This is a genomic window from Myxococcus sp. CA039A (assembly GCF_013336645.1).
Taxonomy (GTDB): Bacteria; Myxococcota; Myxococcia; order Myxococcales; family Myxococcaceae; genus Myxococcus; species Myxococcus llanfairpwllgwyngyllgogerychwyrndrobwllllantysiliogogogochensis.
Genome location: NZ_JABUMQ010000151.1, coordinates 1 through 25651, shown reverse-complemented (window position 1 = coordinate 25651; position 25651 = coordinate 1). Strand labels below are relative to the sequence as shown.

The following is a 25651-nucleotide window of genomic DNA, read 5'->3' as shown; positions in this document are numbered from 1 at the left end:
GTCGTGTGTCACGGCACAGGTGTAGGCTGTCCACCCATCCGCGCGTCCCGGAGGCCTGGAATTGAGCTTCGCCCTCATCATCGCCTTCACCACCACCCTGGCCCTGGGCTCCGCGCCGACGCCCGACGCTCGCGAGCCGCTCACGGACCTCCTGGATCGCTTCCAGGACGTCGCGCATGACGATTCGAAAACGGACGACGAAGTAGAAGATTCGGGAATCCAGAAGGAACGACAAGCCCTGGCGACGGCCATTCAGGCCCATGGCGCGGCCGCCATTCCCCCGCTGCTCGCCATGCTCGACAGCGACAAGGTGGGCGTGCGCGTGCTCGCGGGCTACACCCTGGGCGACATCGAGGGGCTCACCGAGCAGCATCTGGAGCCGCTCATCGAGGCGCAGCGTCAGGGCACGCCGTGGGTCGAGCGGGCCATCGGCCACATCGGAACGCCTCGAGCCCTGGCCTTCCTCACGGAGGCCCTCGATGAATACCCCTCGAGATACAACCAGCTCACGGGCGCCCTGGAAACGGCGGGCGGCAAGGGAGCCCTCGCGCTCACGGAGTCACTGCGCGCTCCCAAGCCCCGGAAACCCGCGTACGTTGACGTCGCCTGCGAGCTGCTGCGTGAAATGAAGGACAAGGCGAGCCCCGCCATCGAGCCGCTCCTCGCCGTGATGGCGGAGGAGAAGACCCATCCCAAGAACCAGGTCCACGCGATACGACTGCTGGGATGCATCGGCTTTCTCGCCCAGCCCGCCGCCGACAGGCTCGAGCAGTTTCGTGAGAAGACGCCCCGGTTGAAGCGTGACATCGACCTGGCACTCATCAGCATCCGCCCCGAGCTGACCGCGGCGCTCTTCGCCCAACAGCTGCGCGTCGAGCCCACCATCCCGTTGCTGCGAGACCTCGCGAAGCTGCGTCAGGACGGGCGCGGAGCCGGCGGTGCACTCGTCGAGCTGCTGACCCACGAGAACTGGGAGATACGCGTCGCGGCGGTCCATGCCATGGGCTACCTCCAGTACACGGACGCAACCGACCTGCTCATCGCCCAGCTCAACGACGAGAAGGACTGGCGGATGGTCATCGTCTCGGTCGAGGCCCTCGGAAAGTTCAAGGCCCAGAAAGCCGTGGGGCCGCTCGAGCGCGTCGCGAAGGAGCACTGGTATCCCTTCGTGCGCAAGGGAGCGCTCCAGGCCATCAAGGTCATCCGGGGCGAGGCCACGTACACCGAGGATCCGCACTTTCCCTCGGAGTTCCTCCACTATCGGTTCTCGGTCGACGACACGCCCAACCCGGTCGAGCCGCCCTTCGTCCCGGGGAGCGACGAACTCTCCGAGAAGGACCTCAAGCCGCTGAAGTACCCCATGCAGGTGCGCACCCGGGCCGAGAAGGGTTGGCGCGTCCAGAACTTCCAGGCGGAGCCGGGCTGTGGCTTGCGCGTCGCGAACGGGCACCTGCTAGGCACCAACCGGGGAGAGTGGGGAGGCGAGCTGGTCCACCGGAGCGCGAAGCGAGCCACCACAGTGCTGCTGAAGGAGAACACGCGGTCCATCCACCGCATCGGCGACACCCTCGTCGCCGTCACGGGACTGGCCCACCTCTCCAGTCATCGCGGAATGCTGTACCGGATCGTCCCCAAGGGTGACTCCTATGTCGCCGAGCCCTGGAGGGCGCTGCCCGGCTCGCCCAAGGTCGCCGGGACGATGGAAGACGGCCGGCTGTTCATCTCCTGCGCGGGCGGCGACGTCATCGTCACACCCGACGGCACCCTGGAGATGTCCACCCGGGAGAGTCGGCGCGCCAGGCCCGTGAAGCCCTCCGCGCCGTGACACGCGCGCACACCGCGCGCCAGGTCAGCGCAAGGCCGTGACGTGGATGGCGGGAGTCCGCGCCGCCGTGGCGCGCTCCACCACGCGGCCCAGGCGCAGGAGCAGGTGCTCCTCATACGGGCGCCCCATGAGCTGGACACCCACCGGCAGGCCCGCGCGGTCGAAGCCGGCCGGGACTGACAGCGCGGGGAAGCCCGTCAGGTTGCCCTCGCGCACGAAGCGCATCAGCGCATCCACCACGGGAAGGTTCGACTCGCCATCCGGCAACGTCGCCTCCGGAATGAGCGGCGCGGTGGTGGCTGTCGACGGCGTGACGATGACGTCCACGTCCGCCATGACGGCCAACAAGTCTCGCGTCAGCCGGTGGCGGTGGCGCAGCGCATGAATCAGGTCCGTGGCGCGGAAGTGCCGGCCGATGGCCAGGTTGGTGCGGGAGTCGAGCCCGAAGTCCGCGGCATTGGCACGCGAGTGCGGAAGCATCGACTCCGCCATCTCGCTCAGGATGATGCAGCTATGCGTCCACAGCACCGTGTTCAAGTCAGGCGCGGGAATCTCCACCACCGTCGCGCCCGCGTCGGTGAGGGCGCGCACCGCGTCCTTGCAGCGCGCCACCACGTCCGGTGAGGCATCCTCGAAGTAGGGCCAGCAGATGCCCAACCGCACCCCCATCAAATCCGCGCGCTCGTAACCGGACAGGTGATGCGGCGGCTGCGTCTGCGAGACCAGGTCCTTGCCATCCGGCCCCGCCAGCAGCGCATACATCGCGGCGACGTCGTCGACGGTGAGTCCCATGGGCCCGACGTGGCCCACGTTCCAGCACAGCGGCGGCACGCCCGTCTCCGGGATGCGGCCCCAGGTGGCCTTGAGCCCGACGATGCCGCACAGCGCCGCCGGAATCCGGATGGAGCCACCGCCATCCGCGCCAATGCTCAGCGGACACAGGCCCGCGGCCACGACGGCGGCCGAGCCACTGGAGCTGCCCCCGGTGATGTGCGCCCGGTTCCACGGGTTGCGCGCGGCACCGTGGTGCGGATTCAACCCGATGGGGTTGATGCCAATCTCATTCATGTTGGCCTTGCCCAGGATGAGCGCGCCCGCGGCCCGCAGGCGCGCGGCCACCGTCGAGTCCGCCGAGGCCACCTGGTTGCGGAATCGCGTCCCCAACGTCGTGGGGAAACCCGCCAGGTCCACTTCGTCCTTGAGCACCACGGGCACACCGTCCAGCACGCTCAGCGGGCGTCCAGCGCGCAGGCGCTCGGCGGACGCCTCGGCGGCGCGGAGCACCTCGTCGGGCTTGCGCGCGATGAACAAGCCCATCCGCGCCTCGCCCCGCTCCAGCCGGTCGATGGCCTCGTTCAACCGCCGCGCCACGGCGACAGGGTCCACGCCCCCCTCCCGGTAGGCGCGCGCGTACGAGCCCACCGTCTCGCGCTCCGGCGTCACGGCCTGCGCGGCGATGGCACGCGCGGCCTGCTCCTGCGGGGACTGGACTTCCGTCGCGGGGGCGCCGGGCGGCAGCGGGAACTGGAGCGGAGGTGCGTCACCCGCGGGCAGCTCGCGCCACTGGGTGATGCCACTGTCCCGCACCAGCTTCTCCAGCACGGGAGCGCCGACCCCACTCTCCAGGGTGTTGACGAACGCCTTGAGCGCGAACCCCGACACGCGGGGCGCCTTCACCGGGTTGCGTTGGTAGGACATGACGCCGAGCCTACTCGGGGCCGGCCCCGGCGTGGGACTTCACCCCGGCGGCCGTCCCAGCCCGTGAGCCTCCGCGAGCTCACGCAGCCGTTGGAGGAGCGCATCCCGGTCCTCGTAACGCAGGCCCCGCGTCTCCATCGCGGGCAGCAATTCGACGCGCACCCGGCCCGGGCGCACCCGCCATTCGCCGACGGGAAGCACCGCGCGCGCCCCATGGAACACCATGGGGACGATGGTCGCCCCGGAGCGAATCGCGAGCACCGCCGCGCCCTTCTTGTAGGGCCCCAGCGCACCGTCGGGGCTGCGCAGTCCCTCGATGGACATGTAGTAGCTGGCCCCCCGCCGCAGCGCCTCCGTGGCCCGGTCCACCGCGCGCCGCGCCTGCGCATGCCACTGCCGCACCACCACCGTGGAGCCCTGCGACAGCGGCACCCACCCCGCGAAGGGCAGCACCGCGAACCCCAGGTTCATGAAGATGAGCGCGGGTCGCGGCAGCGCCGGGGGGGTCACGAACGTCTCGCTCAGGCTCGTCTGATTCAACTGCAGGAAGACGTACGCGGCGGCGTCGTACCGGCCCCCGTTGTGGTCCACCACCTCCACGTCCACGCCGAAGACCCGCCGCGCCCAGAGGCACCAGGCGCGCATGAGTGCGTCGGACACCCCCTGGCTCACCGGGCCCAGCAACAGCGCGGGCGTCAGCAGCGGAGGTATCGCCGCGCAGGCCGCGCTCCAGCGCAGCAGGCTCGACAGCAGACCCGGGCGGGGAGGGAGCGCACAGGGAACGTCCATGCGGCCCGCTATACCAGGGTGTATCCATCACGACAGGGTGGAAGCGGACCTCTCGCGCGCCTCCGCGGGGACATGGCAGGCTGCACGGAAGTCCAGGCAGGCAGGGGGGCTCCATGGGAAGTCCACGCGTCAACGCGCTTGAGGAGTACAAGGCGCTGCTCGAGCGACAACGAACCCGACCGCTCGGCCCCGACGACGAGCAACGACTGGAGCTCTTGCGCGACGTGCTCCTGGAGCTGGGCGCGCTGCCACCCGAGGGCAGTCCCCTTCCCCCGCGCCCCGCGCGAGCGGACGCGGTGCTGGAGCTGACGTTCGCCACGCAGGACGACGTGGTGCGCGCGTACAGCAAGAACATCGGCACCGGAGGGCTGGCCATCCGCACCCCGCGCGCGCTGCCGGTGGGCAGCACCCTGGAGCTGCGCATCACCCTGCCTGACGCCTCCCAGACCCTGCGCGCCGAGGGACAGGTGGTCTGGTCCCGCGAGGACGGCATGGGCGTGGCCTTCACCCAACTGCCGCCCGAGGCCGAGCGCCGGCTGAAGTCCTTCCTCACGCAGGATGCCTCGCTGCTCCAGCGCGTGCGCAGCGTGCTGAAGACGGACGTGATGGGCCTGCTGAAGACGGACGTGCGGGAGTTGGGCAAGGGCCCCGCGCCCCAGGCGGCCACCGCCGTGGAGCTGGATACGCGAGTCCCCATCCTGGTGCGCCTGTCGGACGCGCGGCTGATGACGCTCGTCACCGAGCTGTTCCACCAGAAGGGACTGCGCGTCGTGACGGACAGCGACAGGCCCGCGCCCATCATCGTCGTCGACACCGGCTCCGCGCTCGACGTGCTCAGCACCGCGGGCCGGCCGGGCTCACGCACCATCCTGGTCAACGTGAGCGGGCCCGACTCGTTGATGGGCCGGCTGTCGAACCTCAGCCCCGCCGCCTTCGTGAAGCACCCCGCCACCGCCGCTTCGGTGCTGCTCGCGGTGGAGAAGCTGCTCACGGCCACGAAGCCCTCTTGAGGGCCCCACTCCTGACGGAGGGCCCCCGCTGACACGTCAACGAGGGGAGGCTGACGCGTCCATGGGCGGCTCAGACCCAGGGGCGATTGCCTCGGCGGGCGTGAAAGTGCTTTGCATCCGGGGGCTTACCGGCAGCCCCACTGCTGGCCCGTCCCCTGCACATGCGCACCCGCGAAGCTGGCGCGCCACGGACGTGGACTCTCCGCCGCTTCAGGAACGTCATGGACGCCATTATCGAGCAGTTGAAAACCCTGGCACTCGCAGAGGCCTTCCCCTTCCTGCTCAAGGCAGTCGGGGCCCTGGTGCTGTGGTTCGTGGGTCGCGCCGTCATCAACACCTTCCGGCGCGTGCTGAACATCACCCTGCAGAAGCGTCAGTTCGACGCCACGCTCATCCGGTACATCGAATCGCTGTTCGCAGGCTCCCTCACCATCCTGCTGCTGCTCGGCATCCTGGGGATGATGGGGTTCGAGACCACGTCGTTCGCCGCGCTGCTGGCCGCCGCGGGCATCGCCATCGGCACGGCCTGGTCCGGCCTGCTCTCCAACTTCGCGGCGGGCATCTTCCTGCTCGTGCTGCGTCCGTTCCGCGTGGGAGACGAAATCTCCGCCGCGGGGGCGACAGGCGTGGTGCAGGAGATTGGCCTGTTCGCCACCACCATCGACACGTCCGACAACCTGCGCATCTCCGTCGGCAACAACCGGCTCTTCGGCGACAACATCGTCAACTACAGCCACCACCCCCACCGCAAGCTTGTCGTGAAGGTTCCGATGATGCACGGCGGTGACGTCCGCGGACTGATGCGGGCCCTCGAGGAGCGCGTGGCGCTGGTGCCGGATGTCCAGGCCAAACCCGCGCCCAGCGTCGAGGTGGCGGAGTTCAGCGTGCTGGGTCCCGTGTTGGGCATCGGCGTGTACTGCAAGCAGCCCCAGGCCAGCGCCGTGCAAGCCCGCGTCGCGATGGCCGCCTCGGAGATTCTCATGGCCGCCGGCTATGTCGTTCCGCCGCAGGTCTCCAACGAGGTGCTCGCCAAGGCGAGCTGAGAGACTGCCCGGGAGCACGCCTCCCGGGCCGCTTCACGTCGCTGGTCTCTCCCTGCCCGGGCGAGGCCGGCGCCGAGCGCTGGCCGCGTCCCTCCCAGTCCTCGCGCCGTCACACGAAACACCTCGGGACTCTCTCTGACGGGCGGAGCATCCACCGCCAGGGGAGAGTCACCATGACGGACAAACTCAAACAGAACGCGGGCGGGGCGCGAGGCAGGGGGCGCTCGAAACCCCGCGCGGCGGCACCCGAGCCCACGACTCGCCGGGGCCGCAAGGCGGCGCCTCGCGCGAGGACGGCGGGAAAGACAGGCCGCGCCACGACGAGCGAAACCACGAAGGCGCTCGGCTATGCCTACTGCGCACTGCCGCAAGTCCCGGAGCGGCCACTGCCTCCGGACTTGAACGCGCGCCGACTTCGCCTCATCCGCATGAACGAGCAGAAGTGGGCCAACGGCACGGTCCTCCACTACTACTTCTTCGACAAGGCCACGGATGGCGAGGAGGTGCGGCTGGCCAACGGCACCACGCGCTTCGTGCCATGGACGACCACGGACACCGAGAAGGACGTCGTGCGCGCGGCCTTCGAGCGGTGGACGCAGGTGGGCCTCGGCCTGAAGTTCCAGGAGGTGGCCTCACGCGACGAGGCCGAGGTGCGCATCGGCTTCATGCGCGACGACGGCGCCTGGTCCTACGTGGGCAGGGACATCCTCGCCCAGGGGCAGGACGAGCGGACGATGAACTTCGGCTGGGACCTCACGGAGCACCCGCGCGAAATCGACACGGCCATCCACGAAATCGGCCACACGCTCGGCTTCCCGCACGAGCACCAGAACCCCCACGCGGGCATCATCTGGGACGAGGAGGCCGTCTACGCCGCGCTGGCCCGGCCCCCCAACAGCTGGAGCCGCGAGACGACGTTCCACAACATCATCCGCAAGCTGGTCGCGAGCTCGGTGGAGGGCTCCACCTGGGACCCGGACTCCGTCATGGAGTACCCCTTCCAGCCCGGGCTCATCAAGGAGCCCATCGAGTACTTCCGCAACGGCCTCACCCCGAAGGGCGGGCTGTCGGACCAGGACAAGGCCTGGGCCCGGACGATGTACCCGCCCCTCACCGAGCAGGACTACACCGCGCTGCAGCCGTTCCAGTCCGTGCGACTGCAGCTCAAGCCCGGACAGCAGCGCAACTTCACCTTCACGCCCCAGGAGACCCGCACGTACGAGCTGCGCACGTTCGGCGTCTCCGACACCGTCATGGTGCTCTTCGAGAAGAGCGGCACGGGGCTGCGCTTCCTCGCCGGTGACGACGACAGCGGCCTGGGCACCAACGCGGCCCTCAAGCTGAAGCTGTTCCGGGGACGCGAGTACGTGGTCCGCCTGCGGCTCTACTACGAGGAGCGCGCGGGCGAGTCCGCCATCATGCTGTGGTGAGCCCCCTGCCCGCGCTTCCGCGGAAGCGCGCGGAGCCAGCGCTCGCTCCCGTGCTCGCGGTCCACGGGGGCGAGGCGCGGCCCGCCACGCCGTCCTCCACCCCGGGCTGACAGGGCCTGAAGCCCCGGGGCTGGCGACGACGCTCGACTGACGATATGGCTCGCCCTCCTGTCCCCCGGGTTGCCGGGGAGCGAGACACCAGGACAGTCCAGGAGCCCCGCAGGTGGTGATGACCGCGACTCGCAGCCCGGCCTCGACGTCCCTCGACACGACGGCCCCGCCTCCCCTCCTCCCGAGTGGAGCCCTCGCTTGAGCGCGGACCTGGGCTCGGGCGTGGAGGGCCGCTGGACCTGGGTGGCTCCGCTCCTCGCGGCGGTGTTCGGTCTGCTCTGGTACCTGGCGGTGGGCGGTGGGCCCACGCTGGACCCCACCGACCTGGACTGGCTGGGGGGCGACTTCGCGCAGCACGCGCTCGGCTGGATGCACTTCCGCGACGCGCCCTGGGGCTTTCCCTTGGGCAGCACGCCGGGCCTCCTGCGCCCGCTGCCCATGTCGGTGGCCTTCTCCGACTCGAATCCCTGGGTGTCGCTCGCGCTCAAGCCCTTCGCGCACTGGCTGCCCCGGGACTTCCAGTTCATCGGCCCGTGGCTCGCCCTGTGCTTCATGCTCCAGGGCTGGCTGGGCGCGCGGCTGACGGGCCTCTTCACGCCGAGCCCCGTCCAGCGCGTCCTCGGGGGCGCCCTGTTCGTCCTCGCGCCCGTGCTGCTGTACCGGACGGGGCACGACACGCTGTGCGCGCAATGGCTGCTCACCGGCATGCTCTGGGTGCACCTGCGCCCGCGCGCGAGCACTCGCGACGCGTGGAAGGCGCTGGGGTGGGCGCTGCTGCTCAACACGCTCGCTTCGGGCATCCATCCGTACCTGGAGGTGATGGTCTTCGCCCTCACCCTGTCCCTGCTGGCCACCGTGACGTGGCGCGAGCACCACCTGTCGCGGCGCGCGGCGGCCCTGGCGCTGGCCGGGCTCTGCCTGGTGCCGGCGGCGCTGTTCGTCGCCTTTGGCTACGTGGGCCAGGGCGTGCGCTCGGGCTCGGCCGGCTTCGGCTACTTCAGCTCCGACCTGCTCACCCTGGTCAACCCCATGGACTGGTCCCGCGTGCTGCCGGGCCTGCCCACCGGCCGTGGACAGTATGAGGGGTTCGGCTACCTGGGCACCGGCGTGCTCGCCCTCGCGGCGGCGGCCCTCTGGAAGCCCCAGGGCGTGGGCGCCCAGGTGCGCGAGCGCCTGCGCACCCACGCTCCGCTCGTCGTCGTGCTGCTGCTGCTCGCGGTGCTGGCGCTCTCGTCGGTGCTGACGGTGGCGGGCGTGACGGTGCTGTCGCTGCGCAAGGCCGTGTCCCCGCTGCTGCCGCTGCTCAGTCCCTTCCGGGCCTCCGGCCGCTTCATCTGGCCCTTGCACTACGCGGTGCTGACGGGGCTGCTCGCGCTCACGCTGTGGCGCTGGCGCCAGCGGCCCGCGGTGGCCACGGGCCTGCTGCTGGGCGCGGTGCTGCTCCAGTCCCTGGACACGGCCGAGCTCTGGACGCGCAACCACTTCGCCGTCACGCCCTGGCCCCGCCTCAAGGCCCCCGAGTGGGCCCTGGTGGACGCGTCCTATCGACACCTCGTCCTCGTCCCCCCGTACGTCCACCTCTCGGAGACGCCCTGCATCAAGAGCGCCTTCGTGGAGCGCGACTACGTGAGCTTCGGGGACCTGGCGTACAGGCAGGGCCTGACGACCAACAGCGGCTATCCAGCCCGGCTCAGCGAGGCGCGCGTCTCCGAGGTCTGCGAGGCGCTCCTGGCCGACGTCTCGGCGGGGCGACTCTCTCCGGACACGCTCTACATCGTCGACCCGGCCCGGCTGGAGTCCTTCCGGCGACTGGGTGACGCCGTCACCTGCGGCACCGTGGAGGGCTTCCAGGTCTGCGTGGCCCAGCGTGAGGGGCGCTTTCGCGAAGCCCTCTCCCGCTCCGCGCCCTCCCCCACGGGCACCTCGGTGGACACGCCCCGCTGAGACGTCCCGGCCCGGAAGCTACCGCGCGTTCACCGCGGCATTGCGCGCGTCCCTCGCCGCCCGGTCGAACCGCTCGCCGACGGCCACATAGCCCGGCGCATTGACGAAGGGCGGCAGTTGCTCCTCGGACGTGCGCTCGTGGCGCATGTTGAGGGGATGCAGGTTTTCGGCCGCGCAGGCCAGCCGGACGGCCCGCCAGGACAGCCCCGCTGCTTCCATGATGCGCAGGTAGTCGTCGAGCTGGAGGTTCTTCGCCGCGTTCTCCAGGATGAGCGGGCGCATCGCCTTCGTCACCGGCTTCACCGGGTACCAGTCCTTGGCGCGGCGCCGGTACTCCCGCAGCCGCTCGTCCCGCAGCGCCACCAGCCGCTCGCGGAACTGGGCTTCCGTATCCAGGAGTCGCGCCAGCGCGGTGCGCCCCATCTCCGCATGGAACACCTCCGTCGTGTCATCCGCCCGGGCCCGCGCCCCGACGAAGTCGACATAGGCCCGGGTGGCCGCGAGCAGCTCCCGCTCCGCGTCCTCCACGGACGGGACGGCCGAGGAGCGCGACTCCGGAACCTCCCTGAAGCACTCGTCGGGAGTCTTCGCCTTGCCGTCGGGCCCTGGCCACGGGAAGACGTGCTGGTACCAGACGTCCCGGTCCGGAAACACGAGCACCAGCTCCGGCATCCTGGGGAGCGGAGGCGGAGGCGTGGTGAGGACCCAGTCGGCCGGGTCCAGGGCCTCGACCGAACGGATGGCGACGAGCCCCCGCGCCTTCATCGAGTCCAACCAGGCATAGAAGGACGGCTCGAAGCCTCCCTCCACCTGGAAACCTCGGAAGGGTTTGTCCGGCGCCCCGCGGAAGACCCCGGCGTACGGGTCCTCGAGCATCAGCGCCCGGAGCTCCAGACCTCCGAGACGGGCGTTGCCGACAATCGCGGCCTGCCAGGCATAGCTCTGGACATGGAGTGACATCCCTCCAGCCTAGCGCGAGTTCACTCCGGAGAGGTGGCGCCCGGGAGGCTGTCTTTGCCCGCAATGACAGTCGCCAGCGGGTGGTCCACCACCCGCTGGCGACTTACGTCTTATACGGGCACCGAGGCGCCCGACGAAAAACTACGGAACCTGCGTCAGCACGTCCGTCGTGGTCAACACAGGCGTGGGGAAGGGAAGAGAACCGCCACAGCCACGGGGACCGCCACGAACCTTGGTCTTGATCTGCATGATGTGCTCCTGGTGAGGACTGAGTTGAAGGAACAGATACCGCCGAGGTCAACCGGCAAAGCCAGTCGACTCCAGGAACTACGCCAGCACGTCCGTGCTGAGCACGGGGCCGGGGATCGTACCGCCACCACCGCAACCACGGGGACCGCCACGAACCTTGGTCTTGATCTGCATGGGTATTCTCCGGGTGAAACGGGTGGACTGAACGACTACGCCAGCACGTCGGTCAACACGGGGATCGTACCGCCACCACCGCAACCACGGGGACCGCCACGAACCTTGGTCTTGATCTGCATGGGTATTCTCCGGGTGAAACGGGTGGACTGAACGACTACGCCAGCACGTCGGAGCTCAGCACGGGGATCGTACCGCCACCACCGCAACCACGGGGACCGCCACGAACCTTGGTCTTGATCTGCATGGATATTCTCCGGGTGAAACGGGTGGACTGAACGACTACGGGAGACGGGTGCTCAGCACGGGGGTCGAGATGCCACCGCCGCAACCACGGGGACCGCCACGAACCTTGGTCTTGATCTGCATGGATATTCTCCGAGTGAAACGGGTGGAGTGAACGACTACGCCAGCACGTCGGTGCTCAGCACGGGGATCTGACCGCCACCGCCGCAACCACGAGGACCGCCACGAACCTTGGTCTTGATCTGCATGATGTGTGCTCCTGGTGAGAGATCTTGAGGAAGGTACAGCCGGAATCGTCTGGCGACCGCCAGCGACGACTACGGGATCTGCGTACGAACCGTGCCGGTCACCACGGGCAGGGAACCGCCGCAACCACGGGGACCGCCACGAACCTTGGTCTTGATCTGCATGATGTGCTCCTGGTGAGAGTACTGCGTTGCTCCAGACAACCTGGAGAGTGGGAAAGGCAGAGACAACTACGGAATCTGGGTGCCGGGACGAGTCGGGAGAACGACCGTGCCGCCACCACAACCACGGGGACCGCCACGAACCTTGGTCTTGATCTGCATGTGCTTGCTCCTTCCAGCGAGCAGAACAATCAAGCACACCCCTCTGACATCCGAGCCGTTGAGACACTCGCTGTCTAAACGCCGCCACCTGATTCTCGTCGCGCTCGCGGGCTCGACCATCCCCTCAACCTGCCGCCCGTCTCGCTATTCCCAGACCACCTGGAACCTACGCCGTGCCTCGCTCGCCATTGCCTTCGCTTCGAGACACCAGATTCGCGCCGGAACTGGAATCATTAAAGACGGGCGTAATCGGTCAGTCAAGCCATGCCGTAAAGATTGCGGAGAAAGTCATTGTAACTTCTGGCGCTACAACCAATCTCAAACTTCGCGAAACACGAAAATACATGACGCGTGGCGCTGCAGTGGAAATCGCCGGCGGACGATGCGCTTCCCGCTGACGAATCCGAGCCACATCCGGGCAAATACAGCCCAGGTGAAGACCACGGGGCCTGCGTCAGCGCGTCGTACGCAACCAGTGGTCAGTGCCATTGGCGCCGCAGCTCCGGGGGCCGCCACGAACCTTGGTCTTGATCTTCATGATGTCTACTCCCTGATGGAGGACAGCGAAGTTCCGGGTGGCGAGGGGCGAGCCCATACACACCCTGAGTAGAATCATTAAAAATCGATGGAAAATGGGAGTCAAGCCTTCAACAGAAAAACCCGTCATCCCTTTTAAATCCGCAGACTTGGATATTTCGCCCAATTTACCAAAACGCGAGAATGACCCAGGGTCCTGAAATCCACCAGGTCTGCCTCTCGCATCCATGCTGGCGCGCGCCGCGCCGTGAGACGCGCGAAGCCCTGCTCACGGTTCCATCTACGTGGAGACCGCATCGCGCCATGCGTCGCAATACCTTTAAAACATGTTTTCACGCACAAGCGAGCCCGCTCCAATAAATAGGATTCGCTTGGACAACCCTTGACTGGGGGATGCCCGTGCGGTCACGGCCCTGGCCCCCGAGCCGGACAGGCAGCGCATGCGCGGCGTGAAGACACCGCATCCCGCGCCCCCGGAGCCAGTCCCCCGAGTCCACGGTGCCGGTGCGGCGTCAGTCCATTGGGCGAGAATGCGGGGAGTCGGTCGGACAACGGCGATGAGGTAGGCTTCATCCATGCGAGTTGGTGAAGGAATGTTCCCGCGCACCATGCGCGCGCTGGTGCGGGGACGAGGGCGCTCGGCGCTCTGGTTGTTGCCGGTGGGGCTGTTCGCCGTGTGGGGCGGCTGGTTCGTCCGGGCGCGCATCACCGTGTACGAGCCCAGCGTGCAGGCGCGGCTGGAGGTCCACCGGGAGGTCTACGCCGTCGACGCCCCGGTGGAGGGGCGGCTGGTGAAGACGCGGGTGGAGCTGCACCGTCAGGTGACCGCGGGCGAGGTGCTCTTCGAGCTGGCGCATGAGCAGGAGGCGCGGCTGCTCGCGGAGGCGGAGGCCCTGCTGCAGGGCGTGGGGCCGCAGCTGGTGGCGGCGCGCGCGGAGCTGGACGCGGAGCAGAGCGCGCTGGTGGCCCAGCAGGAGCGCGGCGCGGCGGGCGTGGACGAGGCCCGCGCCCGGCTCGCCGAGGCCGAGGCGCTGGCCCGCCGGGCACTGGAGGAGAAGACGAGCACCGAGCAGCTCTGGACGCGGCAGCTGGTGAGCGAGTCGGAGTGGAACCGGGTGCGCACGGAGCTGGAGCGGGCGCAGGCGGTGGAGCAGGCCTCTCGCGCGGGGCTCGCGCGCGTGAAGATGGACGGCACCATGCAGACCACCGAGCGGCGCATCCGCGTCGCGGCGCTGCGGCGGGAAATCGCGGAGCTCGAGTCCGGGGAGAACGTGGCGCGAGCCTCCGTGGAGCGGCTGCGCGACGAGCTGGAGCGCCGGGTGGTGAAGGCGCCCGCGGACGGCATCCTCGGGGAGACGAGTTCGGTGCGAGTGGGCGCGCAGGTGCGAGCCGGAGACCGCATCGCCACCGTCGTCGCGGGCGGTGACGTGCGCATCGTCGCGCAGCTGTCCCCCGCCACGGCCCTGGGCCGCGTGCGCGCCGGACAGCGGGCCCGGATGAAGCTGGAGGGCTTCTCCTGGACGGAGTTCGGCATGGTGCAGGCCACGGTGGTCGCGGTGGCGAGCGAGGCCCGCGACGGGATGGTGCGCGCGGAGCTGTCCGTGGACGAGATGCCGGTGGGCATTCCCCTGGAGCATGGCCTGCCGGGCACCGTGGACATCGCCGTGGAGGAGGCCACGCCCCTGCGGCTGGTGCTGCGGGCGCTGGGACGGGGCATGGAGGCGCCCGCGCGGGCACGGCCACTGCCGCCGCGCACGCCCCGGGAGCTGGAGATGTCGCGGGGAGGGGGCTGAGTCATGGCGGGCACACGACGACTGCTCATTCCCGAAGTCATCCAGACGTCCGCCATGGACTGCGGTCCGGCGGCCCTCAAGGCCCTCTTCGACGGCTTCAACCTCCCCGTCAGCTACGGCCGTCTGCGCGAGGCCTGCCAGACGGACATCGACGGGACGTCCATCGACGTGCTGGAGGAGCTGGCCGGCAAGCTGGGCATGGACGCCGTCCAGGTCGTCCTGCCCCTGGACCAGGTGCTCATGCCGGAGACGAAGGCGCTGCCCGCGCTCGCGGTGGTGCGCCTGGCGGACAGCAACCTGCACTTCATCGTCATCTGGCGGCGGTGGGGCAACATGGTGCAGATCATGGACCCCGCGCTGGGACGGCGCTGGGTGTCCGTGACGGAGCTGATGGAGCGGCTCTACGTCCACGCCCTGCCCGTCCCCGCCGAGGGCTTCCGCGCGTGGGCCAGCACGGAGGAGTTCCTCGCGGGCATGCGCCTGCGGCTGGGCGCGCTGGCCGACAAGCCGCTCGCGGAGCGGCTGCTCGCGGAGGCGCTCGCGGACGAGACGTGGAAGAGCGTGGCCTGCCTGGACGCGGCGACGCGGCTGGTGCAGACGCTGGTGGACGGGGGCGGCGTCGAGCGGGGCGAGTCCTCCGAGCGCTTCCTGGAGCAGCTGCTGCGCGAGGTGCGCGCCGCGCTCGCGGAGGGGCGGGCCGAGCAGGTCATCCCCGCCTCCTACTGGACGGCGGTGGGCCCTCCCGACGCGGAGGAAGTCACGCTGCGCGGCGTGGTGGCCATCCTGGCCCGGGGGCTGCGCACGGAGCGCGCCGAGGGAGAGCCGCCGCTGTCCGCGGAGCTCCTGGCGGCCCTGAAGGAGCCTCCCACCCGGCCCCTGCGGGAGCTGGTGGCGCTGATGCGGCGGGACGGCGTGCTGGCGCCCTCGGTCCTCGCGGCCATCGCCCTGACGGCCGCGGTGGGCGGCTTCCTGGAGGCCCTGCTCCTGCGCGGCATCATCGACGCTGGGCGCTACCTCACCACCCAGGAGCAGCGGCTGGCGGGCATCGTGACGCTGCTGGCGCTGATGGGCATGATCTTCTCGCTGGAGTTCCCGCTGTCGCTGGGGACCCTGCGGCTGGGCCGGCGGCTGGAGCTGCGCCTGCGGCTGGCGTTCCTCGACAAGATACCCCGCCTGGGAGACCGCTACTTCAAGAGCCGGCTGGTCTCCGACATGGCGCAGCGCTGCCACGGCATCCACCAGGTGCGCTCCGTGCCGACCATGGCGGTGGGCGTGCTGCGCGCCTCCGCGGAGATGCTCGTCACGCTGGCCGGCCTGACGTGGCTGGCCCCCGGCAGCGCCCCGCTCATCATCATCGGCGGTGGACTGGCGCTCGCCGTCCCCCTGCTCGCCCAGCGCTCGCTGCTGGAGGCGGACCGGCGGATGCGCGACTTCGACGGCGTGCTGTCGCGCTTCTACCTGGATGCCATGCGCGGGGCGGTGGCGCTGCGGGCCCACCGCGCGGAGCTGACGCTGCGGCGTGCCCATGAGGAGCCGCTGCACGAGTTCGTCCGCGCCGCGCGCACGCTGCTCAGCCGCGGCATCCTCACCGACACGCTCGCCACCATGGTCGCCACGGGCGGCTCGGTGGCCATCGTCCTGCATGCCGTGTCCCAGGGGATTCAGCCTGGCGCAGTGCTGCTGCTCGTCTACTGGGCGCTCGCCCTGGCCACCCTGGGCAAGCAGCTGGCGGACGCGCTGCGCCAGTACCCGGCCGCCTCGTCGCTCACCGCGCGGATGATGGAGCCGCTCCTCACGCCCGATGAGGTGGGCGCGGGGCTGGAGACGGCCGCCGACGTGGACGCCCGGGCCGAGACGGGTGGCGTGGGCTTCACGCTCAAGCAGGTGGAGGTCAAGGCCGCGGGCTTCACCGTGCTGCAGGGCATCGACATGGCGGTGCGCCCCGGAGAGCACGTGGCCATCGTCGGTCCCTCGGGCGCCGGCAAGTCCTCGCTCGTGGGCATCCTGCTGGGCTGGCACCGGCCGTCGTCGGGGAGCGTGGAGGTGGATGGCGCGCCGCTTGCGGGACAGGTGCTCGCCCGGCTGAGGCGGCAGACGGCCTGGGTGGAGCCGGAGGTGACGCTGTGGAACAAGTCCCTCGTCGACAACCTGGCCTACGGCGTGGAGGCGACGGACGTGTTGCCGCGCGTGGGGCAGGCGCTGCGCTCGGCGGACCTCATCGAGTTCCTCGACAAGCTCCCCCTCGGCCTGCAGACGCGGCTGGGCGAGGGAGGCAGCCTGCTGTCCGGCGGTCAGGGGCAGCGGGTGCGCCTGGGGCGGGCGCTGCTGCGTCCCGGGGTGCGGCTGGCCATCTTCGACGAGCCGTTCCGGGGACTGGAGCGGGACAGGCGCGCGGCGCTGCTGGAGCGCTCACGCGCCGAGCTCTCCGGCGCCACGCTGCTGTGCATCATGCATGACATCGCGGAGACGCTGACGTTCGACCGCGTCCTCGTCATCAAGGGCGGCCAGCTGGTGGAGGACGACAACCCGAAGCGGCTCGCCCAGCGCGAGGACTCCGTGTACCGCTCGCTGCTCGACGAGGAGGAGCAGATGCGCCGTGACCTGACGGGCCACGGGGGGTGGCGGCGGATGGTGCTGGACCACGGGCTGCTCAGCGAGCACCCCGCGGAAGACACGAAGCCGATGCGGGAGGGGGCGGCGTGACGACCCTGGCGAACGAGCTGAAGCCGAGGGCGGCCGGGCCGCTTTCGGGCCTGGCGTGGCAGCCGAGGCGGGCCGCGGAGGCGCTGGAGGGGCTCGCGCTCCGGGCGGGGCTGCCGCTGCCGCGCACCTCCGGACGGGTGGTGGGTGGATTGCCGGAAGACCCGAACCGGCTGGGCGAGTGGCTGGACGCGGTGGCCCAGTCCCAGGGGCTGGAGCTGGACCTGCTCTACACGCGCCACGGCGAGGTGGAGAAGGCCATCCAGCGCGCCGCCCCTGCCCTGCTGGACGTCGTCGGTGACGGAGGCGTGCAGGTCGTCGCGCTCCTGCGCGTGTCCCCGTCCGGGAGGACGGCGCGCGTGCTCGCCCCCGACGAGACGGTCCGCGACGTGCCCGTATCCGAGCTGACCGCAGCCGTGCAGGCGCTCGTCGAGTTCCAGCAGGTGGACACCGTGGACCGGGTGCTCGCGGGGACCGCGCTGCGCGAGCCGCAACGAACCCTGGCTCGCCGCGCGCTGATGGGCGCGCAGTTGGCCAACACCCACCTGGTCGCCGCGCGCACCCTGCGCCTGCCCCCCGGCGCCCGGCTCATCCACCACCTGAAGGCGCTGTCTGCGGCCCCCCGGCTGATGCTGGTGCTGCTGCTGGCGGTGCTCATCCAGGTCTGCGTGCTCGCGGCCTGGTGGCTGATTGGCCGGGGCGCCTTCGAGGGCCAGCTGGACCAGGGCTGGCTCTGGGCCTGGGCGCTGATGGGCTTGACTGCGGTGCCGCTGCAGGCCGCGCTGGCGTGGACGCAAGGCACGCTGGCGCTGGACCTCTCCGCGCTGCTGCGCCGACGGCTGCTGGCGGGAGCGCTCTCGCTGCCCGTGGACGAGGCGCGCCGCGGAGGCATTGGCGAGTACGTGGGGCGGACGTTCGAAAGCGCGGGCATGGAGCAGATGGTGCTCGCGGGCAGCTTCACCAGCATGCTCGCGGTGGTGGACCTGACGCTGGCGGCCAGCGTGACGCTGTCGGGTCCGGCGGGCTGGCTCGGGCTGGGGGCGTTGGCGGCCTGCTGCGCGGTGCTGGGGGTGCTCGTCGCCCGGCAGGCCGTGCTCTTCCGGGGCTGGACGGAGGCGCGCGTGGTGATGACGCACGCGCTCATCGAGCGGATGCTCGGCCACCGCACCCGGCTGGCGCAGGAGCAGCCGTCGCGCTGGCACGAGGAGGAGGACCAGGAGCTGGCGCGCTACTCGGACGCCGCCGAGCGCTGGGACGCGGGCACCGCGCGCATCATGACGCTCGCGCGCCGGGGCATCCTTCCGGTGGCCATCATCGCCACGCTCCCGGGCGTGCTGGCGGGAAGCTCCACGGCGACCATCGCGGTGGGCGTGGGCGCGGCGCTGCTGGGTGCCCGCGCGGTGACGTCCATGACGGTGGGCGCGCTGGCGCTCATCGGCTCGCGCGTGCTGTTCGACGGCGTGCGCCCCATGCTGGAAGCGGCCCGGCTCGCCCGCGCCGTGGGCGCGACGAAGGAGGATGAAGATGGCGTGCCCCAGGTGGCGCCGCTCACCTCCAGCGAGGCGCCGTCCAGGAACCAGGCGCTGCTCGAGGTGCGCGACGTGTACTTCAAGCACCCGGCCTCGCCGCGCGCGGTGCTGGAGGGGGCTTCGCTGTCCATCCGCCCCGGTGAGCGCGTGCTCCTGGAAGGGCCTTCCGGCTCGGGCAAGTCCACCCTCGCCTCCATCCTCACGGGCCTGCGGCGCCAGGGCTCCGGCGTGGTGCTGCTGCGCGGCCTGGACATGTCGACGTGGACGTCGGACGGCTGGGGCGCGCAGATCGCCGGCGCACCCCAGTTCCATGAGAATCACGTCGTCTCCGGCACGCTGGCCATGAACCTGCTGCTGGGCCGCGCCTGGCCGCACACGCAGGACGACATGAAGCTGGCGCGGGAGCTGTGCGAGGAGCTGGGGCTGGGCGACCTGCTGCAGCGCATGCCCGCGGGAATCCTGCAGATGGTGGGCGAGCGCGGCTGGCAGCTCTCCCACGGCGAGCAGAGCCGCATCTTCGTCGCGCGCGCCCTGCTTCAGCGCGTTCAGGTCGTCGTGTTGGACGAGGCGTTCGGCGCGCTGGACCCGGTGACGATGCGCAAGGTGATGAACTGCGTCAACGCTCGCGCGCCCACGCTCATCGTCATCGCCCACCCGTGACGGGAAGGCCGCACCCTGAAAAACAACAACGGTCGCCAGCAGGCGGAAGCTCCGCCTGCCGACGACCGAAGGACAAGCCATCAAACGTGAGTCAAACGCGTGCCGTGACTCCGGCACGTCGTCGCCGCGACTGCTACCGCTTCAGCGACAACACGACTCAGACCGCAATGACGCCGCCACAGGCGCGGGGACCGCCACGAACCTTGGTCTTGATCTGCATGGTGAGCTCCTGGGTGAGAGGTTCCGACTGCAGACGACAGGCACGACTCAGACGGTGATGACGCCGCCGCACGCACGGGGACCGCCACGAACCTTGGTCTTGATCTGCATGTGCTTGCTCCTGGTCAGAGGTTGAGACAGCAGACGACAGGCACGACTCAGACGGTGATGACGCCGCCGCAGGCACGGGGACCGCCACGAACCTTGGTCTTGATCTGCATGGTCTTGCTCCTGGTCAGAGGTTCCGACTTCAGACTACGGCACGACTCAGACAGCCTTGACGACGACGGTGCCACCACAGCCACGGGGACCGCCACGAACCTTGGTCTTGATCTGCATGTGCTCGCTCCTGGTTTTCGGGACAGCGACACCATCCACGACAGTCATGAAAACCGCCGTAATTGGCGCTCACCGATATAAGTCGGTGAAACAGGTCAGTCAAGCTTCCCAGGCCTGAAACACAGGCTGATGCAGCCAGGCCTGGGAGTGAAACATTGCGTCAATTCAAGCAGCAGCGGCGGAGGGCGCCCCCGGCGTGATTTTGACGTCCGCCACGTGGCTTTCGATGCCCACGCCCAGCTCTTCGCGGAAGACATCCAGCAGGTAGGGCAGCACGCCGATGGTGGCGAACCGCAGCCGGTGGTGGATGGACAGGTCCAGGTTGGTGAAGGGCCGGTCCGGGTGCTGGCGTTGCAGCAGCGCGTTCACCTCGCGCTGCACGGTCTCCAGCGTGCCCAGCGCGGAGCGTTCGATGGTGAGGTAGTCGGCCAGCGCCTCGGCCACCGCGTCGATGAGCTCGGGGCGCGCGCCCTCGGGCACGGGGGCACGCTCGCGGAACAGCTTGCGCAGCTCCTCCGCCGCCTGGGCGTGCACGGCGTCCTTCGGCGGGGAGAAGACGTCGCTGATGTTCTGGAGCTTCTCCTCGCTGAAGCCGCGCAGGCCGCGCTGCGCGCGGTCATACATCTCCACGTAGCGGGCCTTGGCCCACTCGCGCTGGACCGACGTGTTCTGTCGGGTTGGCAGGATGACCTTCCAGTCCTTCTCGATGCGTTGACGCAGCCGGCCCCAGCCGCTGTCCGCCGGCCCTTCGGCCTGCAGCACCGCGTCACGAATGCGCTCGTAGGTGTGGCACATGTGGGCCCACAGGGTGAACTGGAGCGAGTAGAGCTGCAGGCCGCGCAGGCCGTAGTCGATGGCGGCGGGAATCTCCGCGAGCCACGTCGGCTCCGGCAGGGGCTCACCCGCCATGGGCTTGCCATCCAGCATCGTCGCGAAGAACTCGTCGACCATGTGTGGAGGGCCCGCGCACACGCCACGGGTGGACAGGAAGTGGTTGTCGCGCTCCGTCAGGTGCAGCAGCGACGCCGGGTTGATGGGCGTCTCGTACGGCATGGGCTGCTCGGGCAGGAACATCAGGTAGATGCTCACCATGCGCACGCCGTCGGTGACGCGGAACACCGACGACAGCACCGGGTCCAACGTCCCGTTGGGGATGGGGTCCTTGCCGCGCAGGAGCATCAGCGACGGCACCGCCAGCACCGCGCAGCTGAAGGCATGCAGGTCACCGAGGCGCCACTGCCCATCTGCCAGCAGCGGATAGCGCTTCAGGAACGCCTCGCGCAGGATGAGCAGCGCCTGGAGCGTGGGCTTCCAGTGTTTGGACATGGACTTCAGCGCCGTCACGTTCATCAGCGCGTCGTCCTTGAAGCGGCTGCCCGGGTACGGACACATCCGCCACTCGGTCTCCATCCGCATGCGCATGGAGTCCGGGAAGACGTTGTTCTCGCCGATGTGCCGCCCCTCGGCATCCAGCGCCGCGTGCGCCGCGCGGTGCACGGGCAGCATCGCCTCCAGGAAGCCGAACTCCATCGGCCGGCCCACCAGCTGCTGCAGCACCCCTTCCGTGTCGGGGTTCCACCACATGGGCTCCGAGGGCGCGGGCCGCCGCGCCTCCGACGCCATCACCATCTTGTGGTAGTCCGTCTCCGGCGAAAGCTTCGGCGCCTCGCGCGACAGGATGTTCTCCGCGAGCAGCTGCTCGAGCAGCTCCTTCACGCGCTCCCAGGCATAGGGTTCGCCGTTGCTCCAGCGCGTGGCCATCGCCGCCATGAACTGGTCTTGCTTGAGCAGGTTCTCCCCGAAGGAGTGCAGGTCCGCCTCCTCGATGGAGATCTCCTTGAGCCCGTAATAGATGCGCAGCTCGTTCGTGCCCTCGGGTGTCTGGACGTACTCACTCATGAAGCGGCGCCGCATGGGCAGATACAGCGTCTCATGCGGGTCGATGGGCACGGCTTCCTGACTCATGCGACAACTCCTGGGAGAAACCTGTTGTTCAGACCTGACGCGAAGGTCAGGAACTCTTCCACGAGGTCCCCGGAGCATCAAGCAAGCCCCGGGAGCCGAGACTCCACCCATTCTCGCGCTGGCCCTGACATCCCGCGCAAAAAGGGCAAAGCCACCCAGGGGCCTGAAGCCCCCCTGGGTGGCTCACTCTCATCGCAAGCGAAACCGAGCCTAGCGGCAGGCGCCCCGACCGCCGCGGCCGGTGACGGGCAGCGTCTCGCGGTTCGGGAACGGCAGCTCCGGGTGGTCGAACGGCGCGCGGTACGTGTACACGCGGCAGTCGGTCAGCGCGTTGGAGAGGAAGTCCACCAGCGCGGAGCGGTCGCTCGCGCTGAAGGTGCGCGGCTTGATGTCGAGCGACTTCTCCGGGTTGTTGAAGTCACCGCCGCGGGCATAGAAGTCGACCACGTCGTCGAGCGTGGGGTAGCCGCCGTTGTGGAAGTACGGCGCCGTCAGGCCGACGTTGCGCAGGGTGGGCGTCTTGAACGCGCCCATGTCGAACGGAGACAGGCTGACGGAGTTGGGCTCGCCGCCGAAGATGCCCAGGTCACCGCGAGCCAGGTCGTCGTCCGTGGGACGCACGCCGATGTTGTGGAAGCCCGTGTCGCCGCCGTCGCGGTTGAGGGGACCGGCGATTTCGTACCAGCTCATCGTCGCGTCGGACAGCATGGCGCCGGTGTGGCAGTTGATGCACTCGCCCTTGCCCACGAAGACGTTGAGGCCCTTGAGCTGCTTGGGGGTGAGCGCGTTCAGGTTGCCCGACAGGAAGCTGTCGAAGGGCGTCTGGTCCGGGATGAGCGTGGCCTGGTAGGCCTGGAGCGCCTCGCCCCAGATGAGCGAGAAGACGTTGACGGAGATGTTGGCCAGCGCGTCGCCGAAGGCCTCGCGGATGAGCTGGTCATAGGTGCACGGCGCGCCGTTGCAGATGAGGCCCGGGCCCGTGGGGTTGGCCAGCGTGCCCAGCACGCTGTCGGAGGTGGAGACGCGCTGGTGCCGCAGCGGCTGGCGCACGGCCAGCTTGGCGCCCAGGCTGCCCGGACCGAGCAGCTGGCGACCAGAGCACGACTGCTCGGAGAAGTTCGTCACGGGGCCGGTGGCCTGGGACGCGAGCGACGCGTTCTCGATGCGCAGGAGGAAGCCCTGGGTGTTGTTTTCGGTGAAGCCCCAGATGTTCACCCCGTTGAAGGTCGCGTTGGCTTCGCCGCCCCAGAACTGGTTGCGGTAGAAGCCCGAGCCGAGGACGGACGGGCTGTGACGCGGGCCCACCAGCCGGTGCTCGTTGAACGGCTCGGCGGGCAGCACCAGACAGGAGTCCGCGGCGACGGTGGGGTCCGGATCCAGATTCAGGAACAGCGCGCGCAGCGGGCCCTGCGAGCCGATGCGGTCATCGCTGGTGATCTTCGCGAGCGTGAACGTCTCGCCGGGACCCGCGATGCTGTCGAAGACGTTGTCGAAGCCGGGGTGCACGGTATTGATGCGACGGTCATCCGCGCCACCGGCGAAATGGCAGCTCGCACAGGCCGTCTGGCCGTCGCCGCTCGTCTGGATATCCCAGAAGAAGACCTTGCCCAGACGGATGGCGGCGGCCTTGTTGATGATGCGGCTGCCCACCGGCTGCGGCACCGGCTCATGGGCCAATGGACGCAGCGAGAACACCGCCATGCTGTCCAGCAGCGCCTTCGGGTCCACCCCCAGCTCCTCCGTCTCCGCGGGAGTGGGATTGAGAGGCTCGACCTGAGCCGCCGGCTCACATGCCGACAACGATACCGCCAGAGCCGACGAGAAAAGGCCGCGATTGAAAAGACGCACACCGCGGGACAACGACGAACGAGCCATAGGGAATGCCCCCTTCTCAGAGCGTCATGACTTGTATGAGGTTGGCGGAATCACCAGTGTCACCAGTCTGACGAATGGTTTTATACCGGTTCCGCATTATTCCTGTCCAGGCGGCCTCGACCCAGGGCGCACCTTCCAGTCTCAGCGTAAAAGCAGAGTTACTCCTGCTTCGCTCGTATAAATGACCTGACAGGAAGGACTCGCTAAACAGGATGACGCAACCTGTCCAGATTCGCGGTTTCCAACATTTTGACAATGATTCTTGGAATCGGAATCGCCCCCATACCCAGACAGCGTCTGCGCGCACCACACGCATGGAACGGGTCAATGTCACGCTCGGCGAATGGCGTGTAGCAGGGCGCGATACATTCAACGCGAGGCTGTAACAACACACGCTACAGCCACGACGCCCTGGAGGCTCAATTCCTCACTGATACAGAGGAGGTGAAACATGCCGGTGAGCGCTGGCCTGCGGGGTGCAAGGGGATGGCTCGCCGCCACATGGAGCATTCGGGCTGGGCCGGCACCGGATGCAGCACTCTCCTGGCGGTGCAGATCCTCCCCCTATTGAAGAGGTAGGTAATTCCATGCAGCTGAAGATGATGGGCCGTTTGTTCGCAGCGGCGCTCCTGAGCGTCATGTCGGGTTGTCAGGGCGAAGAGCCCACGGCGGCGGACGGCGATGTGGCCACGCAGGAAGCCGGCGCGGAGTCGAAGTGCACGCAGCGGTTCGACGGCATCAACAGCTGCGCGCTGGGTAACGCGCAGCTGGCGTCGACGGAGCAGGGCCTGGCCGTCACCGGTCTGCGCAGCGTGAAGACGGACGGTGTCGCCAGCAGCTTCGCTCGGGCGGCCAGCTGGACGCAGGCGACGGAAATCAAGTTCGGCAGCACCTCGGGCGTGCTGCAGCTGGACGCGCGCTCGGGCGACCAGGTGGTCAGCACGCTGCGCGTGACGCCGGGCCGTGAGGCGAACAGCGCGTTCATCACCCCGACGTTCAGTGGCGCGCCGGGCGGCTCCAACTACCGGATGAACGTCTACCGCGAGGGCGTGCTCCAGGGCTCGTCCACCAACACCGCCAACCGGATGATCATCTTCAACAACTGGCGGGACTTCATCCGCTTCCTGATGTACTACGCCGACTTCTTCGAGCTGGACATCATCTGGGGGAAGAACGGCGAGCAGCCCACCGCTCCGGCCAACGTGGGCGCGTGCGGCTGGCGCCTGCGCACCAACGGCTCCACCTTCTCGGTGGCGCTGGATGACGGCAAGGTGCTCACCGGTGACTCCGTGGAGTTCATCGAGGAGATCGAGGACGGGCACTACCCGTACAACGGCTTCACGGGCATCGACGTGAAGGCGACCGCGCAGGGGATGAACATCCTGAGCGAGTCCTTCAAGCCGGCGGCGAAGTAGTCGTCCCGCCCGTGCCCCGCGCACGGGCCCCACGCCGGGCGGGAGTCGTGCATCCCGCCCGGCGTGTCGTTTCCCGCGTTCCTGGAGGCACCTCGATGAGCCGGCGGCTGTATCTGTTGGGCATCCCTCTTGGAGCGCTGGTGCTCACCGCCGTGTGGGCGCAGGCGGGGCGTCGTCCCCTGCCCCCGCCCCTGGTGCTGGGACAGTTGGCCCTCGCGCTGGAGCCGGGCGAGGAGCTGCCGGGTGGCGCCGCCACCGTGACGGAGGCGGGGCGCAATGCCTTCGGTCGCTCTCCGCCGAACATGGACCGCGCGCGCTGGCCGGAGTTCCACCTGGGCAAGCGCGTCTTCGACCGCGACTGGAGCGACCCCGGCCATGGCCCCGGACTGGGCCCCCTCTTCAGCTCCAACTCCTGCATGGGGTGCCACGTGAAGGATGGGCGCGGGCGCGCGAAGCTGCTCAACGTCTCCCTGCCCCTGGGCCGCGCGGGAGGCCCCGGGTTGCGGCACCGGCCGTCCGCGCGAGGCTCGGCGCTGGGACGCGGCGCGGAGCGCAGCGCGGACCCGATGCG

General features: G+C 69.3%; 15 protein-coding genes. 10 read left to right on the top strand and 5 right to left on the bottom strand.

From position 1 onward, the window contains the following. Nucleotides 1-61 precede the first annotated feature (61 nt). Nucleotides 62-1825 (top strand): HEAT repeat domain-containing protein, encoded by a 1764-nt coding sequence (locus HR086_RS24480; protein WP_174466804.1) that lies wholly within the window; start codon nucleotides 62-64, stop codon nucleotides 1823-1825. Between the two features lie 24 nt (nucleotides 1826-1849). On the opposite strand, the gene HR086_RS24475 is transcribed toward HR086_RS24480, so the two are convergent. Continuing rightward, on the bottom strand, nucleotides 1850-3523 hold the full coding sequence (locus tag HR086_RS24475) for an amidase (RefSeq protein ID WP_174466803.1): 1674 nt from the start codon (nucleotides 3521-3523) through the stop codon (nucleotides 1850-1852). Between the two features lie 39 nt (nucleotides 3524-3562). Further along, nucleotides 3563-4312 (bottom strand): 1-acyl-sn-glycerol-3-phosphate acyltransferase, encoded by a 750-nt coding sequence (locus HR086_RS24470; protein ID WP_174466802.1) that lies wholly within the window; start codon nucleotides 4310-4312, stop codon nucleotides 3563-3565. A 113-nt stretch (nucleotides 4313-4425) separates the two neighbouring features. On the opposite strand from HR086_RS24470, the gene HR086_RS24465 reads away from it, so the two are divergent. The 4 genes from HR086_RS24465 to HR086_RS24450 all read left to right on the top strand — a co-directional run bounded on the left by HR086_RS24465 (nucleotide 4426) and on the right by HR086_RS24450 (nucleotide 9850). After that, nucleotides 4426-5322: a TIGR02266 family protein gene (locus HR086_RS24465; RefSeq protein ID WP_174458486.1), complete on the top strand. Its 897-nt coding sequence runs from the start codon at nucleotides 4426-4428 to the stop codon at nucleotides 5320-5322. Between the two features lie 221 nt (nucleotides 5323-5543). Beyond that, nucleotides 5544-6365 (top strand): mechanosensitive ion channel family protein, encoded by an 822-nt coding sequence (locus tag HR086_RS24460; RefSeq protein ID WP_174458487.1) that lies wholly within the window; start codon nucleotides 5544-5546, stop codon nucleotides 6363-6365. Nucleotides 6366-6538: 173 nt separating this feature from the next. Beyond that, nucleotides 6539-7795 (top strand): M12 family metallopeptidase, encoded by a 1257-nt coding sequence (locus tag HR086_RS24455; protein ID WP_174461646.1) that lies wholly within the window; start codon nucleotides 6539-6541, stop codon nucleotides 7793-7795. Between the two features lie 309 nt (nucleotides 7796-8104). After that, nucleotides 8105-9850 carry a DUF6311 domain-containing protein gene (locus HR086_RS24450; RefSeq protein WP_254626461.1) on the top strand — a complete coding sequence of 582 codons (1746 nt, stop codon included), beginning with the start codon at nucleotides 8105-8107 and terminating at the stop codon, nucleotides 9848-9850. An 18-nt stretch (nucleotides 9851-9868) separates the two neighbouring features. Here the strand turns inward: HR086_RS24450 and HR086_RS24445 are convergent, their stop codons facing one another. Beyond that, nucleotides 9869-10810: a hypothetical protein gene (locus HR086_RS24445; protein ID WP_174466801.1), complete on the bottom strand. Its 942-nt coding sequence runs from the start codon at nucleotides 10808-10810 to the stop codon at nucleotides 9869-9871. 2368 nt (nucleotides 10811-13178) lie between these two features. Between HR086_RS24445 and HR086_RS24440 the strand changes: the two genes are divergently transcribed. From HR086_RS24440 to HR086_RS24430, 3 genes are read left to right on the top strand one after another with little or no spacing between them, the layout of a single operon-like run. Next, nucleotides 13179-14378: an HlyD family secretion protein gene (locus tag HR086_RS24440; protein ID WP_141645227.1), complete on the top strand. Its 1200-nt coding sequence runs from the start codon at nucleotides 13179-13181 to the stop codon at nucleotides 14376-14378. A gap of 3 nt (nucleotides 14379-14381) precedes the next feature. Further along, a complete protein-coding gene (locus tag HR086_RS24435; protein WP_174466800.1) occupies nucleotides 14382-17081 on the top strand; it encodes an ATP-binding cassette domain-containing protein in 2700 nt (899 codons plus the stop codon). Continuing rightward, nucleotides 17078-19267: an ABC transporter ATP-binding protein gene (locus HR086_RS24430; RefSeq protein WP_174466799.1), complete on the top strand. Its 2190-nt coding sequence runs from the start codon at nucleotides 17078-17080 to the stop codon at nucleotides 19265-19267. The genes HR086_RS24435 and HR086_RS24430 overlap by 4 nt, the downstream gene beginning before the upstream one ends. Before the next feature lie 723 nt (nucleotides 19268-19990). Here the strand turns inward: HR086_RS24430 and HR086_RS24425 are convergent. Together HR086_RS24425 and HR086_RS24420 are read right to left on the bottom strand one after the other, a co-directional pair. After that, the gene (locus tag HR086_RS24425; protein WP_174463271.1) at nucleotides 19991-21790 is read right to left on the bottom strand and encodes a hypothetical protein; all 1800 of its coding nucleotides are present in this window, start codon (nucleotides 21788-21790) and stop codon (nucleotides 19991-19993) included. A 210-nt stretch (nucleotides 21791-22000) separates the two neighbouring features. Next, entirely contained in the window at nucleotides 22001-23518 is a 1518-nt protein-coding gene (locus HR086_RS24420; protein ID WP_174463272.1) for a cytochrome c peroxidase, read from the bottom strand. A gap of 734 nt (nucleotides 23519-24252) precedes the next feature. On the opposite strand from HR086_RS24420, the gene HR086_RS24415 reads away from it, so the two are divergent. Both HR086_RS24415 and HR086_RS24410 read left to right on the top strand, forming a co-directional pair. Next, nucleotides 24253-25080 carry a hypothetical protein gene (locus tag HR086_RS24415; RefSeq protein WP_141645222.1) on the top strand — a complete coding sequence of 276 codons (828 nt, stop codon included), beginning with the start codon at nucleotides 24253-24255 and terminating at the stop codon, nucleotides 25078-25080. Between the two features lie 95 nt (nucleotides 25081-25175). After that, nucleotides 25176-25651, top strand: a 476-nt coding sequence (locus HR086_RS24410; protein WP_305794091.1) for a di-heme oxidoredictase family protein, incomplete at its 3' end; no start/stop codon positions are given.